12 protein-coding genes are annotated in these 19,222 nt (G+C 65.1%); 4 read left to right on the top strand and 8 right to left on the bottom strand.

All coding sequences use genetic code 11. The annotated features are described in order from the left end of the window. Positions 1–40: 40 nt before the first annotated feature. Positions 41–655, bottom strand: a complete 615-nt coding sequence (gene phaR / locus MJ956_RS00740) for a polyhydroxyalkanoate synthesis repressor PhaR (RefSeq protein ID WP_253962572.1) — start codon at positions 653–655, stop codon at positions 41–43. 326 nt (positions 656–981) lie between these two features. Between phaR and MJ956_RS00735 the strand changes: the two genes are divergently transcribed. Both MJ956_RS00735 and phbB read left to right on the top strand, forming a co-directional pair. Next, the gene (locus tag MJ956_RS00735) at positions 982–2,166 is read left to right on the top strand and encodes an acetyl-CoA C-acetyltransferase (protein ID WP_253962571.1); all 1,185 of its coding nucleotides are present in this window, start codon (positions 982–984) and stop codon (positions 2,164–2,166) included. 81 nt (positions 2,167–2,247) lie between these two features. Further along, on the top strand, positions 2,248–2,973 hold the full coding sequence (gene phbB / locus MJ956_RS00730) for an acetoacetyl-CoA reductase (protein WP_253962570.1): 726 nt from the start codon (positions 2,248–2,250) through the stop codon (positions 2,971–2,973). A gap of 97 nt (positions 2,974–3,070) precedes the next feature. Here the strand turns inward: phbB and MJ956_RS00725 are convergent, their stop codons facing one another. The 7 genes from MJ956_RS00725 to MJ956_RS00695 form a co-directional block, all read right to left on the bottom strand. Next, the gene (locus tag MJ956_RS00725; RefSeq protein ID WP_253962569.1) at positions 3,071–5,233 is read right to left on the bottom strand and encodes a DUF1217 domain-containing protein; all 2,163 of its coding nucleotides are present in this window, start codon (positions 5,231–5,233) and stop codon (positions 3,071–3,073) included. Between the two features lie 128 nt (positions 5,234–5,361). Beyond that, positions 5,362–6,453, bottom strand: a complete 1,092-nt coding sequence (locus tag MJ956_RS00720; protein WP_253962568.1) for a Gfo/Idh/MocA family protein — start codon at positions 6,451–6,453, stop codon at positions 5,362–5,364. Next, positions 6,450–7,235, bottom strand: a complete 786-nt coding sequence (locus MJ956_RS00715) for a ThuA domain-containing protein (protein ID WP_253962567.1) — start codon at positions 7,233–7,235, stop codon at positions 6,450–6,452. The genes MJ956_RS00720 and MJ956_RS00715 overlap by 4 nt, the downstream gene beginning before the upstream one ends. Before the next feature lie 70 nt (positions 7,236–7,305). Further along, positions 7,306–10,011 carry a malto-oligosyltrehalose synthase gene (treY, locus tag MJ956_RS00710; RefSeq protein ID WP_253962566.1) on the bottom strand — a complete coding sequence of 902 codons (2,706 nt, stop codon included), beginning with the start codon at positions 10,009–10,011 and terminating at the stop codon, positions 7,306–7,308. After that, positions 10,008–11,867 (bottom strand): 4-alpha-glucanotransferase, encoded by a 1,860-nt coding sequence (gene malQ, locus MJ956_RS00705; RefSeq protein WP_253962565.1) that lies wholly within the window; start codon positions 11,865–11,867, stop codon positions 10,008–10,010. Before malQ ends, treY begins: the two co-directional genes overlap by 4 nt. Then, a complete protein-coding gene (gene treZ, locus MJ956_RS00700; RefSeq protein ID WP_253962564.1) occupies positions 11,864–13,744 on the bottom strand; it encodes a malto-oligosyltrehalose trehalohydrolase in 1,881 nt (626 codons plus the stop codon). Before treZ ends, malQ begins: the two co-directional genes overlap by 4 nt. A 278-nt stretch (positions 13,745–14,022) precedes the next feature. Then, positions 14,023–15,105 carry a zinc-binding metallopeptidase family protein gene (locus tag MJ956_RS00695; RefSeq protein WP_253962563.1) on the bottom strand — a complete coding sequence of 361 codons (1,083 nt, stop codon included), beginning with the start codon at positions 15,103–15,105 and terminating at the stop codon, positions 14,023–14,025. Positions 15,106–15,302: 197 nt separating this feature from the next. Here MJ956_RS00695 and MJ956_RS00690 point away from each other — a divergent pair, with 197 nt between their 5' ends. Then, positions 15,303–18,683 carry a transglutaminase family protein gene (locus MJ956_RS00690; RefSeq protein ID WP_253962562.1) on the top strand — a complete coding sequence of 1,127 codons (3,381 nt, stop codon included), beginning with the start codon at positions 15,303–15,305 and terminating at the stop codon, positions 18,681–18,683. 196 nt (positions 18,684–18,879) lie between these two features. Next, positions 18,880–19,222: hypothetical protein (locus MJ956_RS00685; RefSeq protein ID WP_253962561.1), on the top strand; the 343-nt coding region annotated here is incomplete at its 3' end.

Here is a 19,222-nt window from a genome sequence, read left to right as displayed (position 1 = left end):
CTTGCCCTGAGCGGAGGCCGCGGCGCCCGAACGCGGGACCTCAACCCTTCTTCTTGGCATCGAGGGCCTCGATGCGCTTCTGCATCTCGGCGAGTTGCTGGCGCATCGCCTTCAGATCGTCCTGACCGGTCGCCGCGTCGCTGTCCGAGCCGCTCGACGGCGTCCCGTGGCCCCCGGCGTTTCCCGTCTCGCCCATGCTCCCCGCGACGAAGGGATTGAACACCGCCATCGCCTTCCGGAACATCTCGGTGTTGCGGATGACCTGCGCCTCCATCATCTTGATCGGCGACTGCGCCATGGGGCCGACCATCTTGTCGCGGAATCCCTCCTGTTCCCGCGTGAAGGCACTCATCGTCTGTTCCAGATAGCCCGGGATCACCATCTGCATCTGATCGCCGTAGAACCGGATGAGCTGGCGCAGGAAGGCGATCGGCATCAGGTTCTGCCCGCCCTTGTTCTCCTGCTCGAAGATGATCTGGGTCAGCACCGAATGGGTGATGTCCTCGCCGGACTTGGCATCCTGGACGACGAACTCCTCGTTGCTCTTGACCATCGCGGCGAGGTTTTCCAGCGTCACGTAAGTGCTGGTGCCAGTATTGTAGAGTCGACGGTTGGCGTATTTCTTGATGACCGTAACGTCCGAATTCTTGGCCATGCCTCACCCCTTGTCCACGACACTGTCGGCGCCGCGGCATCGCTTTGTGCGACTGCTTCGTTGCGCCGCATAAATGATAGGCATAAAACCCGGCGCATTCCAAACCTTTCGGCCAGCGGCAGGGGGGAGCGGCCGGTTTTCGGTCATTGAGGGTGAATCGACCGCGTTGACTTTACCGCCGCCGCATCCGCGGCCATGCCCGCGTTTGACAGCGACGAACCGCCTCTGCGACAAAAGTGAGACAAGCCATGGCGGGTGCCCTATCTGCCATTTGAACCAAAGGCGCAGGATTCGGCACCGCACTCATCTCCAGGGAAGGACATGCCATGAACAACGGACAATCGGTCGTCATCGTCGGGGCGGCGCGCACGCCGGTCGGCTCGTTCAACGGCGCCTTCGCGTCCGTGCCGGCGCACGAACTGGGCGCCGCCGCGATCCGCGAGGCCCTGTCGCGGGCCAAGGTCGAGGCGGGCGAGGTCGACGAGGTGATCCTTGGCCAGGTGCTGACCGCCGGCGAGGGCCAGAATCCGGCCCGCCAGGCGGCAATGCTGGCGGGCTGTCCGAAGGAAACCACGGCCTGGGCGCTGAATCAGCTCTGCGGCTCGGGCCTGCGCACCGTCGCCGTCGGCATGCAGCAGATCGCCATGGGAGACGCCAAGGTGATCGTCGCCGGCGGCCAGGAATCGATGTCGATGGCGCCGCATGCCGCGCATCTGCGTTCCGGCCAGAAGATGGGTGACCTCAAGCTGGTCGACACCATGCTGAAGGACGGGCTGCTCGACGCCTTCAACGGCTATCACATGGGTAACACCGCCGAGAACGTCTCGCGCCAGTGGCAGATCACCCGCGAGATGCAGGACGAATTCGCGGTCAAATCGCAGAACAAGGCCGAGGCCGCGCAGAAGGCTGGCCGGTTCAAGGACGAGATCGCCCCCTTCACGGTCAAGGGCCGCAAGGGCGACACGATCGTCGAGGACGACGAATACATCAAGCACGGCACCACGCTCGACAAGGTCCAGAAGCTGCGCCCGGCCTTCGACAAGGAGGGTTCGGTCACGGCGGCCAACGCCTCCGGCATCAATGACGGCGCCGCGGCGACGGTGCTGATGAGCGAGGCCGAGGCCGAGCGGCGCGGCCTCACCCCGCTGGTGCGCATCGTCTCCTGGGCGACCGCCGGCGTCGATCCGTCGATCATGGGCACCGGTCCGATCCCGGCCTCGCGCAGGGCCCTGGAGAAGGCCGGCTGGAGCGTCGAGGATCTCGATCTCGTCGAGGCCAACGAGGCCTTCGCGGCGCAGGCCTGCGCGGTCAACAAGGATCTCGGCTGGAACCCGGACATCGTCAACGTCAATGGCGGCGCGATCGCCATCGGCCATCCGATCGGCGCGTCCGGCAACCGCGTGCTCAACACGCTGATCCACGAGATGATCCGGCGCGACGCCAAGAAGGGCCTTGCGACTCTCTGCATCGGCGGCGGCATGGGCGTCGCCATGTGCTTCGAGCGGATGTAGGTCGACGGATAGCAACAGCCGACGGGCGGATGGAGGTCCGCCCGTTTGATGCTCGTATGGACACGCAACGGGAGGACAAACATGGGCAGAGTAGCGATCGTGACGGGAGGCTCGCGCGGCATCGGCGCGGCGATCTCCAAGGCGTTGAAGGCGGCCGGTCATACGGTGGTCGCCACCTATGCCGGCAATGACGAGAAGGCGAACGCCTTCAAGGACGACACCGGGATCCCGGTCCATAAATGGGACGTGTCGTCCTTCGAGGCGTGCTCCGAGGGGATCGCCAAGGTCGAGGCCGAGCACGGGCCGGTCGAGATCCTGGTCAACAACGCCGGCATCACCAAGGACGCCATGTTCCACAAGATGACGCCGGAGCACTGGCAGGCGGTCATCGGCACCAACCTGTCCGGCCTGTTCAACATGACGCGCCCGGTCTGGGAGGGCATGCGCGAGCGCAATTTCGGCCGGATCATCAACATCTCGTCGATCAACGGCCAGAAGGGCCAGGCCGGCCAGGCCAACTATTCCGCCGCCAAGGCCGGCGATCTCGGCTTCACCAAGGCGCTGGCGCTGGAGGGCGCCAAGAAGGGCATCACGGTCAACGCGATCTGCCCCGGCTACATCAACACCGACATGATGGCGACGATCTCGGACGACGTCATGCAGAAGCACATCCTGCCGCAGATCCCGGTCGGCAGGCTCGGCGAGGCGGACGAAATCGCCCGCTGCGTCGTGTTCCTCGCCTCCGACGACGCCGGCTTCATTACCGGCTCGACGCTGTCGGCAAATGGCGGCCAGTACATGGATTGAGGCAGGCATCACCACCTGGTCGACGGCGCCGCCAAGAGCGGGGCGGCGCCCGAATGTGCGTGCGCTGCAATCGGCGTGAAGCCCGGTGGCTGGCGGGCTAGATGATCCCGGCGATGCCGCCGCCGCCACCCAGGATCGTCAAGGCCGGCGAACTCGCGCTGGAACCTGTCTGGGCATCGGCCAAAGCCAGGAAACGACTGATGAAGCGCTCGAGCGCCTTGGGGTCCTTGAGGCTTTCGAGATCGATCTTCGCCTCGATTGCCCGCTTCTGGATGTCGATATCGCTTTGGGCGGATTCGTCCGGCAAGCCTAGGGTGAGGCGCACGACTTCGGAAAGCGCCGGATCCGCCAAAATCTCGTAAACCGACGTCAGATCCGGCGCCATCCTGCGAAAATACAGCGCCAACCGCACCGCCTCGTTGTCGGCGCCGGCCTCTTCCTCCATGACCTGTCGGAGATAGAAATCCTGGGTGGACATCATGCTTCGGGCCGACTGGACCTCCGTCTTGGAGCGTTCGATCGTGCCGTCCGGGGTGAAGGCGAAGGAGGCCGCGAATTCGATCAGCCGCTTGTCGCCGGAGGCGTTGACATAGCTGTCCGGGTCGGAAAGGTCGCTAGTCAGGATGCTGGCGAGATTCTTGGCGGACAGGCGCTCGGCTTCCAGCCCGAAGGCTTTCAGAGCGTAATCGACGATGGTCTTGTCGTTGACGAAATCGGCGACGGATACGACTGACAGAAGCGCCGCCTTGTAGGCGGCCGTCTCGGTTTCGAGCGCCGCGGTCTGGGTTTCGGTCGGGCTGGCCCCCAGCCGTTCGGCATAGCGGTTTGCCGTGTCGGTCTGGTTGGCGGCGGTCTGTGCGATCCGCGGGCTGGCGACCTTGCCGCGATCATCGAAATTGAAGGCCGCCGCCAGCTGGACATAGCGCTCGTCGCCGAGTCTGTTCGCGAAGGACGACGGATCGGAGGGATCGCTCCGGAGCACCCGCATGATGGTGGCGCGGCTCTCTGTCGATGGATCCAGGTCGAAGGCCTTCAATGCATAAGTGTAGACCGCGTTGTTGGAGACGAAGCCGAGCACTGAATCGATATTGGAGAGCCCCGCCTTGAAAAGGCTCGCGGCGGTCTTGTCGCCGCGGTCCGCGATATTGCGGTAATTGGTGAAATAGCCATCGACGGTGGCATCCAGCGAGGCCGCCGATTGCGCGTCTGCTCCGGCCGGGAGATTGCCCTGGCTGTCGAAATTGAAGCGGGCGGCGAGCGTCCTGTATTGCTGCTTGCGCTCGAGGGCGCCTGGCGTGTCCTCGGCCATCCGGTTGAGGGCGCTCTGCGGATCGAGGGGGTCGCTGGTGAGAATTGTCCAGGCATAGGCTGGCGTTTCGATGGAGGCGTTGAGGCCCACGGAACTCAAGGCGACATTGAACAGACGGGGATCAGTTAGCAGATCGTCGGCGGTGCGGACGTTGGCGATCTCCGATTCATAGTAGCTGACCTGATAGGCCGCCGCTTGCGGACTGGCGGCCAGCCCCTTGCGATCGAGATACAGATAGACCGTGGAATTGGCCCGGCTGGCGCTTTGCAGACCGCCGGCGGGAACCGAACCATCCGGTTCAAAGGGCAGCATGGCGGCGAGCACCGAATAGCGCAGGTCGCCCGCCGCGGCCGATCCGTCGGCCGCATTACCGGTCAAGACGTCGCGAATGAAGGCGCGCGAGGCGACGGAAGGGTCGATCCCCGCCGCCGTCAGCGCGACCTTGAAGACTGCTTCGTTATCGAGGAAGCGATCGACATTCGTGATCGAGCCGATGTCGTCGAGATAGGCTCGTGTCGACGCGGCCTGCGCCTGCCCGGCGCGCACCCGGTATTCGGAATAGGCGGAGACCAGAAGATCGGTCTGTCCGATCGTTTGAGCCGTTGGCGCCGTGGGTGCAACTGTCGACTTGGCGAAGTTGAAGGCCTGCGCGAAGGTTCGGTAGCGCTCGTCCGAAAGCTTGTTGGCCAGGCTCTTATTGTCGCTCAAATCGCTTTCAAGGACTTTGCGAATCAGCGCCTTGGACGGGATTTGATCTTCAAGACCGTGAGCCTTCATCGCATAGGCGTAGAGCCGGTAGTCGTCCATGAACTCGTCGATGGTCGAGACGGCGTGTATGTGCGTGCGATAATACTCAGCCTCGCGTTTGACCGCCGGATCGGCGGCGACGCGTTCGAGCGTTTTCGGCATGTCGCGGGTGTAGAGCTGGTAGCTGAGATGGGTCGACAACATGGCGACGCGTCCTGAACATCCACGATAAGCGGGGGGCGGCCGCTCGTTGCGGTCGATCGTGTCAGGATACCGGACCCTCGCTTGAGCGGGGCTGGAATGACCGCCGGACGGCCGCCAGCATCAGGCCATCAGCCGACTGCCAGCATCCGCCGCTGTTCATCCGAGACGAAGCAGAGATCGAGCAGTTTCTGGACCTCGGCGGCATGGCGGAAATCCGGCTCGCCATTGACCCCGGACAGGAGCGCGATGACGAACCGGTCGGCGTTGCGCGGCGTCGGGGGGCATTCGAGCGGCTTCCAGGTCTGGGTCTCGATATCCGACCCGAGACAGACCCGCAGCATCGAATCGGTCTGGTTCGCCCAGATCTTGAGGGCGCCCTTGTCGCCGTGGATGGTCAAATCGAGGTCATTGGCCCGGCCGGTGGCGTAGCGGCTCATATGGACGACGCCGAGCGCGCCGTTCGAAAACTCCACCGTCATCGCGCAGGAATCGTTGGCGTCGAGCTTGTAGGCGCCGATGGCCCCGCCCTCGGCCTTGTCGAAGGTCTTCAGCCGTGCCTGCAACGCGACGATATCGAGGCCGGTGCCGTAGGTGACGAAATCGAGAATATGAATGCCGATATCGCCGAGCACGCCTTTTGAGCCATGGGCGGTCGACAGGCGCCACAGCCACCGCTCGTCGATCCGCCAATCGCCCCAGTGCTGGCCAGTCAGCCAGCTCTGCAGATAACTTGCCTCGACATGACGGACCGTGCCGATTTCACCCGCCTCGATCATGCGCCGCGCCATCTGGATCCCGTGGGCGTTGCGGTAGGTGAGATTGACCATGTTGATCAGTCCCGCCCGTTCGGCCGCCTCGGCCATCTCGAAGGCGTCGGCCGCATCGACCGCCAGCGGCTTTTCGCAGAACACCGCCTTGCCGGCGGCTAGAATTTCCAGCGTCGTCGGCTTGTGGACGTTATCGGGTGTCGAATTGACGACGGCGTCGAACTCGCCCCATTCGAGCGCCGCGCCAAGGCCGTCGAAGGATTTCGGGATGCCATGCATGTCGGCGAAGGCGCGGGCTCGTTCGCCATTGGTGTCGCAGGCCGCCACGATCCGGCAACCGGGAATCGAGAGAAAATGCTCGGCGTGGCGATGCGAGATGCCACCGGTGCCGAGAATCATGATGCGCTTTTCGCCGGCGGCAGCGCCTGTCTGGCCCGCTTGCCCGGTGCTCATCGATAGCCGGCCTCACCGGCCTTGTGCAGCCTCGCACCCTTGACCTCGAGTTTCTCCGGCGCCTTGTCGGCCGGCACGTTCGGCGCCGCCGCGACATCCTTCCACGCGGCGACCGGATTGTAGGCCCAGCGCACGGCGTTCCGGATGACCGTCTGGATGTCGGCGTTGTGGTAGATCGGATAGGTTTCGTGGCCCGGTCGAAAGTAGAAGATCTTCCCGGCCCCGCGTTGATAGGTCAGACCCGAGCGGATCTCCTCGCCGCCCTCGAACCAGGAGATGAACACCGTTTCCATCGGCTCGGGCACCAGGAACGGCTCGCCATACATTTCCGCGTTCGGCAGCTCGATCGCCGGGCTCACCCCTTGCACGATCGCGTGGGAGCGATTCACCGCCCACAGCCGCTCGCGTTCGCCCGCCTCGCGCCAGCGTAGCGAACAGGGCGTACCCATCAGTCGCTTGAACACCTTGGCGAAATGACCCGAATGCAGGACGATGAGCCCCATCCCTTCGTGAACGCGGGTGACGACGCGGTCAGCGACCTCGTCGGAGACCTGGCCATGCGCCTTGTGGCCCCACCAGACGAGTACATCGGTCGCATCCAGCCGCGCCTGCGGCAAACCATGTTCGGGCTCGTCGAGCGTGGCGGTCGAAACCTCGAAATCCCGCCCGGCTGACAGGAATTTGGCGATCGTGCCGTGGATTCCGTCCGGATAGATCTCCTTGACGACGGGATTCTCCCGTTCGTGGATAAACTCGTTCCACACCACGGTCCGGATGGTCATGGCTTCCTCCCCTCAGTTATCGATCCGCCGCAGGAAATGCGATCAATGAGCAGGCGGCACCCCCGTTTCGTCAACTCGCCTCGAGAAGTGCGAAAGGAAGCTTCGCCAAAATCGCGCCGAGCGCAAGTTCGCCCGATGCGTCGGCGGTCTCGCCGGAGACGATGTTGCGCCAGGATCGAGCGGCCAGCGCCTCCGGCAGGCTGATCCGGGTGTCGCCCCAACGCTCGGCCTGAACGTCGATGGTCTCGCGCCCGTCGAGAAGCGTCAGGCAAAGCCGCGGCGCCACGGCGATCGCCGCGCCGCCGGTCTCGTCCGTCCGCGCGAAGGCGACGACGTGCCGCGCCATGTCGCCCTCGACCGCCAGCGGTTCATAGCTGCCGGCCGTGAACAGCGCCGGCGCGCGGCCCCGCATCGCCAGCCCCGCAGCCGTCAGCATCGCCTTGATGCGGCCCGAGCGCCAGTCGGCCAGAGCCTCCTCGAACGTTCCGCCGTCGGCGATCGCCTCGCCGCGCGCCGAAAAATCGATATCCCGTCGGTTGTCCGGGTCGACGAGGGAAAAGTCGTAGAATTCCGTGCCCTGGTAGATGTCGGGGACGCCGGGGGCGGCGAGCTTGATCACCGTCTGCGCCAGCGACGTCAGGGCTCCGGCGGCCACGAAGGGCTGCGCCGCGGCCCAGAAGTCGGCCAGAAACGTGCCCGACTTCGCGGGATCGAACACCGCGCCGACGAAGCCGCGCAGCGCCGTCTCGTAAGGCTCGGCCGGCGAGGTCCAACTGGTCCAGCGCTTCGCCTCGCGCACGGCCTTTTCCGCATAGGCCTCAAGGCGAGCGGAGATCGCCTCCCTCTGCCCCCCGTCCGAAGGGTTGAAATCGGCCGGCAACACCCCGAGCAGCGATTGATAAAGGCCCCACTCGGTTGTCGGTTCCGGCGCCTCGAAGCCGTTGCCGATGTCCTGGCGCCACGGCGCCATCCGTTCGGCAAATCCCGTGACGAGATCGCGCCAGTGCTCCGGCGCCTCGGACAGGGTGTAGAGCCTGGCGCGGGCATCCTCGCCGCGCTTGGGGTCGTGGGTCGAGGTGGCGAGCAGACCTTCGGGCTGGTCCTCGGCCCGGATCCGCATCGCCCCATGGAACGCATCCAGGTCGGCACCGTAATGATCCGGCTCGCCGCCCACCTCATTGAGAGCGATCAGCCGGTTATAGCGATAGAACGCGGTATCCTCGACGGCCTTGGCCATGACCGCGCCGGTGGTCTGCTGGAAACGCCGGGTGAAGTCCAGCGCGCCGGCGACATCGGCGCCGTCCTCGAAATCCAGCTTGAGCAGGCGGCCGATGAACTGGATCGGCTCATCGGCTTCGACCTCGCGCCAGGTCATGGCGAGATCGACGGCATCGTCGATGATCGCGATATCGCGCTGCGGCACCCCGTCCACCGAGACATAGGTGCGATAGACTGGAAGCGCGGTCGCGCCCTCGACGATCGCCCTTGCGATGGTGTCCTGGCCAAGGTCGCGGGTCGCAAGACCGCGACCCGCCACCGCCAGGGCGAGCCCGGTGAGGTGCGACAGTTCGCCAGCAAGATTGCGCTGGAAAATCGAGCGCTTCTGCCGGGTGATCATGGCCCGCAGATCCTCGTCCTCGCCGAGGAAATCGTGATAGGCCGCCGTCATCGCCTCTTCCTGCCCGGCATCGACGAAAAGACCGGACAGGGCCGTGATGAATTCGTAGCCGGTAGTTCCCTCGATCTCCCAGGATCGGCGCAACCGCTCGGGGCCGGTCAGGATTTTCTCGACGTGGATCGTCGGCGCCCGGCGAACCGAGTGGAACGCCTGCGTCAGCTGTTCCAGATAGCCTTTCGGGTCGGCCAGACCATCGACGTGATCGATCCGGATACCGTCCAGCCGACGCTCGCGGGCCAGTCGGATGACCAATTGATGGGATTCGCGGAAGACCCGCCGCGATTCCTGCCGGACGCCGATCAGGTCGGCGATCTCGAAGAAACGCCGGTAGGTCAGCTTCTCGCGGGCCGTCCGCCACCAGGCGAGCCGCCAGGCCTGCGCTTCGTGCAGTTCGTGCAACGCATGTTGATCGCCATTGATCGTCTCAAGCGCCCGCTCGAGCGCTTTGCTGAAGTCCTTTTCGGTCAGATGTTCCGAAAAGCGTTCCGCCAGTTCCTCCGCCTCGGCCGGGGTCGAGACGGAAAAGCGCCGCACCATCCGGTCCTTTTCCGGATGATCCATCAGTCCGAAGACATGGCCGTAGGTTCTCGGATCGATCGGCAGTCCATAGCCGGAGGCATCGAAGCGCAACTGAGCGTTCGCCGCGTCGAGCTCGACCGAAAGATCGCCCTCGGCCAGCGCCTCGCCATAGGGTTTGCCGAGCACCGGCACGAGGATTTTTTCCGCTTCCCAGGAAATGTCGAAGGTCTGGGCGTAGCGGCTCTCGGCGCCCCAGCGCAGAACGTCCTCCCACCAGTAATTCTTCGGCGAGACACCCATGTGGTTGGGAACGAAGTCGAGAATCAACCCAAGGTCCGAAGCGACCAGGGCATCGCTCATGGCGGTGAAGCCGCTCAGCCCGCCGAGGTCGTCCTCGAAGGCGTTGTAATCGGTGACGTCGTAGCCGTGGGTCGAGCCGGGCGAGGCCGCGAAGATCGGCGAGGCATAGAGATGGCTGACGCCGAGCCGAGCCATGTAGGGCGCGAGCCGTCCGGCGGTCTCGAACGTCGTGCCCTCACGAAACTGCAGGCGGTAGGTGGCAACGAGAGGGCGGCTCATGAGGCGACAGGCCTTTCTTCACGCATGGCGGCGGCGAGGGCGAGAAAGCGCTCGTTTCCCGGCAGGTCCTCGATCGGGACATCCGAGCGGATGCGCCAGTTCGGATATTGGTCGGTCGTGCCGGGAAGATTGGGCTGGCGCTCGGCTCCGACCATGTCGTCGAGTTGCACCGTCACTAGCACGGATGGCGTGCGAGCGATGAAGCGGTGGATCGCGACGGCCAACTCGGCCGGCAATTCCACCGGCAGGTCGGCCGTCCCGGCCACCGCGGGGCGCAGATCGTCAGGAAGGATCCCCTCCTCCGCCAGTGCCACCGCCAGCGCCCGGCGATCATGCTGGCGGCTGTCGCGGTCCCGCACGGTGGCGGCGGCGTCCTGAGTGCCCATCTCGGCCCGCAGCGCGATATCGGCGCCCCGCCACCACCCCGCGAGGGTGGCGAGGTCGTGGGTCGAGACGCAGGCGAGCGCAAGCTTCGGATAGGCGCTCGGCGGCAGGAACTCGGTCTCGCGGTGGCGCTCGAAATACAGCACGCGATAAGACAGGATTCGCGCCGCTTCCATCTTGTGCCGGAAGCCCGGCGGTACGGTCCCGAGATCCTCGCCGATGACCAGACAGGCGTTCGCCTCGGACGCCGCGGCGACCGCGTCGACCATCGCGCCGAGCGGGTAGCGCACGTAGCCACCACCCGACGACGCGACGCCGTCGGGGATCCACCACAGGCGCGCGAGTCCCATCACATGGTCGATCCGGATGGCACCGGCATTGCGGGTCAGCGCCTCGAAGGAATCACGCAGCGGCTGATAGCCGCGTTCGGCGAGTGCCTTGGGCGACAGCGGCGCCAGCCCCCAGTCCTGCCCCTGGCTGTTGAACATGTCCGGCGGCGAGCCGACCCGCGCCGCGCCGACGGTCAGCGACGGATCCGCCCAGGTCTCCGCCCCGTCGGGCGCCACGCCCACGGCGAGATCGAGATAAAGACCGATGGGCATTCCCGCGGCGCGCGCGCGCGCCTGCGCCTCGGCCAATTGCTCCTCGGCCTCATATTGCAGCCAGCAGTGATAAAGGACGAGGTCGGCATTGTCCTCGGCAAAGCGGGCGACCTCCGGACTGTCCCTATCCTGGAGCGCCGCCGGCCATGAGTGCCAGCCCGCATAGGCTCCGGCCTCGGCCTGCTTTTCGGAGATCGCCTCGAATAAGGCAAAGCCCGCGAGGGACTCGTCGCCGCCGGCGCAAAAACGCTCGAACCCCTGGTCCTGGCGAATAATTTCGATCCGATCGGCGAAGATCTGCTTCAAGAGCGCGCGCTTCACCTCCCCGGCCGCCGGATAGTCGACAAGCGTCCCGTCGAGGCCCGCGAACAGATCCGACTCGGCATTCCGCAGCCGCGCGATGGCCTCCGGCCCGCCCGCCAGTTGGTCGATGGCGATGTAGAACGGATTGAGGAAGCGGCGGCTCGACGGCGAATAGGGGCTGTATCGGCCGGGATCGGCCATGAACAGGGCATGCAGCGGATTGACGCCGATGAAGGCGGCGCCTTCCGCAGCGGCCACCTGCGCCAGATTAGCCAGATCCTCGAAATCGCCGATGCCGAGATTACGGTGCGAGCGCAGACTGTAGAGCTGGCAGGCGACGCCCCAGGCGCGGTTTCCCGCTATCGCCCCGGGCAGCGCGCAGCGCCGCGTCGGCATATCCTTCTCTTCGTCGAAGTCGCCAGGCTTCCCCTCATCGGGGTCGACGCCCAGAACGGTGAGCAGCGCCCGCTTGGCTTCGTCGGATATGACCTGGCGCTCGCCGAGTTCGGAGATGTAGGCGAGTTGGATGCCGTGGCTCTCGGCGAGCCTGTCGAGACACCCGCTCACGCCGGGGCATCCGCGATCAGGCGCTGCTCTTCCAGGCGGAAGACCACCGACGGACCGGGCAGGACGCCCGTCGCGAGCTCGTTGGCCGCCTCCTTCGGATGAGCGTGAACGAGGGAACCGCAGGTCAGATCGCCCTTCATGACGTCCGCGGGGATCGCCCAGGGCTCGTCGTCCAGATTGGCGAAGAGATGCAACACCGCCCCTCCCTTCAGCACCCAGGCGACGACGAACGCCTTGGAACTGTCCGAAACGTGATAGCTGCCGCAATGCGCCGGTATATCGGCGAGAAGCGGGACGATGGATTGTCGGCGCTTGGCCAGCAGCGCCTTGGTCATGGCGAGCCGGCGGGCATAAGTTGGCCGCGACTTCATCGACCAATCCAGCCGGGAATCACGGAAGGTCGTCTCGGCGTTCGGATCGGGGATCAGCTTGCGCGCCTCCTCGTCTCGGAACGCGCCAAACTTGCGGAATTCGCTGCGGCGGCCTTCCCGCACGACATCACCGAGTTCGCCGTCGAAATCCGTAAAGAAGCTGAACGGATGGGTGTCGCCATATTCCTCGCCCATGAACATCAGTGGGATCTGCGGGGACAACAGCAGGATGGCCTGGAGGCATTCGTTCACCCGGCGCGAGGCGAGGTCGGTCAGCCGGTCGCCGAAGGCGCGATTGCCGATCTGGTCATGGTTCTGCAGGAAGTTGACGAAAGCCGTCGGCGGCAGATGGCCGGACGGGTGACCCACCTCACGGTCCCGCGTTCGCGAATACTGACCTTGATACACGAAGCCGGTGGCGAGACACTTGGCCATCTGCTCGACGCTCTGGCGCACATAATCAGCGTAGTAGCTCTCTTCCTCATGGGTGGCGAGCACATGGGCGCAATGATGAAAATCGTCGTTCCACTCGCCCGAGATGAGTTTGGGCTCGCCGGATGGCCCGCGCTCGATATGCCAGGTGATGTTGCGATCGTCCTCGGTGGTCAGATGCACATGGCGATCGGGAAAGGCCGCTCGCACCCGTGCCGCCAATTCCTCGACCAGCGGCGTCTCCGTCGTGTCCTCGATCGAGTCGATCGCGTCGAGCCGGAGCCCATCGATGCGATATTCCTCCAGCCAATATAGGGCGTTCTCGATCATGAAGGCCCGCACCGGCGCCTCGTCATAGGCGATCGCCGCCCCCCAAGGCGTATGGATCTCCTCGTGGAAGAACTCGGGGGCATAAGAGTTGATGAAATTCCCATCCGGACCGAAGTGATTGTAGACGACGTCAAGGAAGACCATCAGCCCGCGAGCATGCGCGGCGTCAACGAGCCGCTTCAGTCCATCAACCCCGCCATATGCTTCATGCGGACAATAGAGCAGTACGCCGTCGTAGCCCCAGCCGCGCCGGCCGCCGAACTGGGCGACGGGCAGAAGTTCGATCGCGGTCACCCCGACGTCGCGCAGATAGTCGAGCTTGTCGATGATCGCGTCGAATGTACCCTTGGGGGTGAACGTGCCGGTGTGGAGTTCGTAGAACACCGCTTCCCGCCAGGGCCGTCCAGCCCAGTCGGCCGATTTCCACGCGAAGTCGGCGGGATCGACCAGCTTCGACAGGCCGTGAACATCGCCGACCTGGGCCCGTGCCGCCGGGTCCGGCACGACCTTGTCGCCATTCACGCGAAAGCCATAGCCGCCACCGACGGCGACACGGTCCGTGGTGACGCGCCACCAGCCTTCCGCGTCCTTGTCCATGGCAAGACAGTCGAGTTCGTCGTTTTCGGCCTGGATCGCCAGCTCGATCGATCGCGCGCTGGGAGCCCACAGCCGGAACTCCGTCCGATCGCCGCGCCGGGCGGTGCCCCAGGAAGTTTCGAAGGAGGATCTGTCGTTGCTTGCCATGTCCACGGGCCTGCTGCCTGTCCGATTTCAAGCCCCGGCCCGCACCCGTCCGATACGGGGGTGGCGATCTGGGAGCGATAAAGATTACGCGGGAAAAAATCAGCGGCGCGACAGCTCGTCGGCCATCGCACGGTAAGCTTCAGTCACCCGTCCCTGCATGACTAATTGGAGCGCCGAACGATCGTTCCATCCTCCCACGTCGCGTATTTTTTGCTTGGCTGGCGATAATCCGGACCGCCGACGCCGATCCGTATCCATCCATCAGCGCTGGCGGTCCGTCACGCCGCGCGCCGTCCATGCCCGATGCGACCGTGCACGCGGTCGTGGATGAAGCCGAGCTTGCCGATGACCGGCTCGTTGAGGACGAACGGGTAGAGATCGGAGTGCCCCATCGAGCGATTGAAGGAATTCAGCGCCGCCGAGAGCGCCAGCCAGGCATCCGCCACTTCCTGAATCGTCGTTTGCTCGGCGAAGACGTCGAAATCGATGGTGGTCGTCAGCAGCCCTTGACCATCGACCCTCGGATCGACCGTCACCCCCCAGCTGTTGCCGGTTTCCAGCGTATCCACGATGTGGAAATAATGTGCCCAGGTCTCGGCGAAGTCTTCCCAGGCGTGCGAGCCGGCATAGGACGAGACGAAGAAGTTCTGCCAGTCGGGCCTCGGCCCGTTGGCGTAGTGGGCCTTGAGGGCTTCGCCATAGTCCTCCTCGTCGTTTCCGAACACCGCGCGGCAAGCATCCAAGGCGCCGCCGTCGCGCACGAGGCGGTCCCAGTACCAGTGTCCGACCACGTGCCGGAAATGGCCCAGCAACGTGCGATACGGCTCCCCCATGGCGGTACGGCGCTTCTCCCGTTCGGCGTTGTCGGCCTCGGCCAGGGCGATGGTGATCAGACCATCGTCGTGGCCGGTCATGACATTCTCCCCCGTGGCCGTATCGCTGGACAGAAACTCGAAGCCAAGCCCCTCGGGATGCTCCTCGCGGGTTTGCAGCGGCAGGCCGAGCCGCATCGCGGTGTAGATCATCCGGTGCTTCGCCGCTTCCATCCGGCGCCATAGCTCGACATTCCTGGCATCGGCAAGGTCGGGCACGGTGATGTTGTGGCGGCAGGCAGCGCACAGCCCGTCGTCGCTCTCCGCATCGAGGAGCCAGTTGCAGACGCCGAATTGTTGATTATGGCAGTATTTCCAGCGCCGCCCCCGCGCATGGCTACCCGCCTCGGCCCAAAGCCCGGCATCGGGTTCGAGAGCGACCATCCGGTTCGAGCGCGGCTCATAGCCGAGCGCATGGTTGCAGCGTTCGCAGACGACGTTCTCGAAGAACACCACCTGGGAGCAGGACGGGCAGGAAAAAAGCTTCATGATGTCAAATCCCAAAATGCCTCTTGCGCCAGCCGCTCGGCACCTGTGAATGCGCCGATCAGCCGGTGGTTCCGGCCGCGCCCGGCCCATCAAGACCCCGTCCCGATGCCTTGGCTGGCGCGAGTGGTTTGCCGGGCGGCGTCAAAGCCCTATTGTCCGATGGCCGTCCCGCCGGAACCGGTCCAACGAAAGCCCCGATGTCGATCCTCGCAGCCCTTCATCACGTTACCCACTATCGCTACGACCGGCCCGTGCGGCTCGGTCCGCAAATTGTGCGGTTACGGCCAGCGCCCCATTCGCGGACGAAGGTTCCTTCCTATTCGTTGAAGGTCCTGCCCGAACCACACTTCGTCAACTGGCAGCAGGACCCCTTCGGCAACTATCTGGCGCGGTTCGTGTTCCCCGAGCCCGCGACGGAATTCCGCATCGTGGTCGACCTCGTCGCCGACAGGACCGTCTACAACCCCTTCGACTTCTTCGTCGAGGAGGCCGCCGAGGCCTGGCCGTTCGCCTATGAAGAGCCGCTGAAAACCGATCTGGCCGCCTATCTGGGGGCCGAGCCCGCCGGCCCGCTGCTGACCCGCTATCTGGAAGACCTCGACCGCAGCGAGACCCACACCGTCGATTTTCTCGTCGGGCTCAACCGCTCGCTCGAGCAGAAGATCGACTATCTCGTGCGGATGGAGCCGGGCGTACAGACGCCGGAGGAGACGCTGCAACGCAACTCCGGCTCCTGCCGCGACACGTCCTGGCTGCTGGTGCAGATCATGCGCCATCTCGGCTTTGCCGCGCGGTTCGTCTCCGGCTACCTGATCCAGCTGAAGCCCGACACGGTGGCGCTCGACGGCCCCACCGGCACCAATGTTGATTTCACCGACCTGCACGCCTGGGCGGAGGTGTATCTGCCGGGCGCCGGCTGGATCGGACTCGACCCGACATCGGGACTGATGACCGGTGAAAGTCATGTGCCTCTGGCGGCAACCCCGCATTTTCGCTCGGCCGCGCCGATCACCGGCGCGGTCAGTTTCGCCGCGGTCGAATTCGATTTCGAGATGACGGTGGACCGCATCGCCGAGCGGCCCCGCGTTTCCCATCCGTTTTCCGAGGAGAGCTGGCAGGCTCTCGATGCGCTCGGCGAGCGGGTCGATGCCGATCTGGTGGCCGCCGATGTGCGGCTGACCATGGGCGGCGAGCCGACCTTCGTGTCGATCGACGATTTCGAGTCGCCTGAATGGAACGCCGACGCGACCGGGCCGATGAAGCGCGGCCTTGCTGACGATCTCATCCGGCGCCTGCGCAAGCGTTTCGCGCCTGGCGGCTTCCTGCACTACGGTCAGGGCAAGTGGTATCCTGGCGAGACTTTGCCGCGCTGGACCTTCTCGCTCTACTGGCGCAAGGACGGCGTGCCGGTTTGGAAAAACGCCGACCTCGTTGCCCGCGAAACCGACGCGCGGCCGGTCGGCGCTAAGGAGGCGGAGCGCCTCTCGCGCAAGGTCGCCGAAGTTCTCGGGATCGACCCCGATTATGCCACCCCGGCCTTCGAGGATGCGGCCTATTGGCTTGCCCGCGAGGCGCAGCTTCCCGAAAATGTCGAGCCGACCGATTCCAAGCTTGAGGACCGCGAGGAGCGCGCGCGTCTCGCCAAGGTCTTCGACCGCGGCCTGTCGCAACCGGCCGGCTACGTTCTGCCGGTCCAGGCCTGGCAGGCAAGGGGCCATATCCGCTGGCAATCGGAACGCTGGACGACCCGCCGCGGGCATCTGTTCCTCGCCCCTGGCGATAGCGCCCTCGGCTACCGCCTGCCGCTCGGCGCGATCCCGCATCTGGACGCCGAGGACTATCCTTACACTCACCCCGCCGACCCGATGCAGGCTTTCCCGCCGCTGCCACCGCAGAACCGCATCCAATATGGCCGCGTCGAAATGCAGCCGCGGCGGGGGAGCGGCCACGACCGCCGGACGATGGCCGAGCCCACGGCAACGGACGGATCCTTCCCGGCCGCTGGCCGGTCGACCGCCGGTCGCGCCACCGACCCATCCCCGACCGAGATCGAGGGCTCCGTGCGCACCGCGCTGGCGATCGAACCCCGCGACGGTAAGCTCTGCGTGTTCATGCCGCCGCTGGAGACGGTCGAATCCTATCTCGACCTGCTCGGTGCGGTCGAGGACGTGGCCGAAGCCGAAGGCCTGCCGTTGCAGATCGAGGGCTACCCGCCGCCCGAAGATCCTCGCCTCAACGTCATTCGCGTCGCCCCGGACCCCGGCGTCATCGAGGTGAATGTCCACCCATCGGCCTCGTGGCGCGATAGTGTCGACATCACCACGGCGGTCTACGAGGAAGCGCGGCTGTCGCGTCTTGGCACCGACAAATTCATGATCGACGGCAGGCACGCCGGCACGGGCGGCGGCAACCACGTTGTCGTCGGCGGCGCGACACCGCTGGATTCGCCCTTCCTGCGCCGGCCCGACCTGTTGAAGTCGCTGGTGCTCTACTGGCAGCGCCACCCATCCCTGTCCTATCTGTTTTCCGGCCTGTTCATCGGACCGACCAGCCAGGCACCGCGGGTCGACGAGGCCCGGCACGACCAGCTCTATGAGCTGGAAATCGCCATGGCGCAGATCCCCGTGGAATCATCGCTGGTATCGCCGTGGATGACCGACCGGCTGTTTCGCAACCTTTTGATCGACGTCACCGGCAACACCCATCGTGCCGAGATCTGTATCGACAAGCTGTTTTCGCCGGACGGTCCGACCGGCCGGCTCGGCCTCGTCGAGTTCCGCGGCTTCGAGATGCCGCCGGACGCCCGCATGAGCCTCGCCCAGCAACTCTTGATCCGGGCGCTGATCGCCAAGTTCTGGAAGTCTCCTCAGACCGGCGGGTTCGTTCGCTGGGGAACCACGCTGCACGACCGCTTCATGCTGCCGGAATTCCTCTGGCAGGACTTTCTCGATGTCCTCGCCGATCTCGGCGAGGCCGGCTATCCGATGCGGCCCGAATGGTTCGAGGCGCAGGCGGAATTCCGCTTTCCTTTCTGCGGCAGGATCGAGCGCGGCGGCGTAACGCTCGAATTGCGCCAGGCGCTGGAGCCGTGGCACGTCATGGGGGAGACCGGGGCCATCGGCGGCACCGTCCGCTTTGTGGATTCCTCGGTCGAGCGGCTGCAGGTAAAGCTGACCAATTTCGACCCAGCGCGGCACATGGTGACCTGCAACGGCCGCGAAGTGCCGCTGACCGCGACGGGCATCGGCAAGGACGCGGTCGCCGGCGTGCGCTTCAAGGCCTGGCAACCGGCTTCGGGTCTTCATCCGACGATTCCCATCGACGCGCCGCTGACCTTCGACATCTACGACCGCTGGTCGAAACGGTCGCTGGGCGGCTGCATCTACCACGTCGCCCACCCGGGCGGGCGCAACTACGACGTATTTCCGGTCAATTCCTACGAGGCCGAGGCGCGGCGGCTCGCGCGGTTCGAGGACATCGGCCATACGCCCGGGAAGTTCGAGCCGGCGCGCGAGGCGGCGAACGCGACATTCCCGTTGACGTTGGATTTGCGCCGACCGGCCGGGCTGAAATCCTAATTATTCGCAAAGCATAGTATTCGAGGGGGCCGGAAACCCAGCGACAGGTTGTTTAGCCGGGAACCATTCTTGTTTGGAACTCATTTCGGCCTCTGCGCTTGTGATTATAGTTCGCCGCCGAACATCAGCACTTCCCGATCCGCTCTGGGAACGCTGGTTTGGCTGAACCGAATTTCTTGAGACTTTGGAGACTGACATGAAAAAGTTCTATCTGGCCGCATTGCTCGCGGGAACCGCGCTGGCACCAGCCGCTTACGCCCAGGATGCCAATCAGCAGCAGCAGCAGATGCAGCAGGGCGGCGCACAGTTCAACGAGATCCAGGCGCAGATCCGTCAGGCCAACACCGCGCTCGAGCAGCAGGACGCCCAGACCGCTCGCGAACAGCTGGCACAGATCATCCAGCGTCTGGAGCAGATGACATCGCAGGTCGAAGGAGAGCAGCGCCAGGAAGTGACCATGCTGCGCGATCAGCTGGTTGAGGCCGACACAGCGCTAGCCGGCGAGGACATCGACGCGGCGATGATCGTGCTTGCCGAGG

Source organism: Aurantimonas marianensis, assembly GCF_024195285.1.
In the GTDB taxonomy this organism is placed as follows: Bacteria; Pseudomonadota; Alphaproteobacteria; order Rhizobiales; family Rhizobiaceae; genus Aurantimonas; species Aurantimonas marianensis.
The sequence above is the reverse complement of the archived record's forward strand: the minus strand, read 5'-3'. Positions and strand labels throughout refer to the sequence as shown.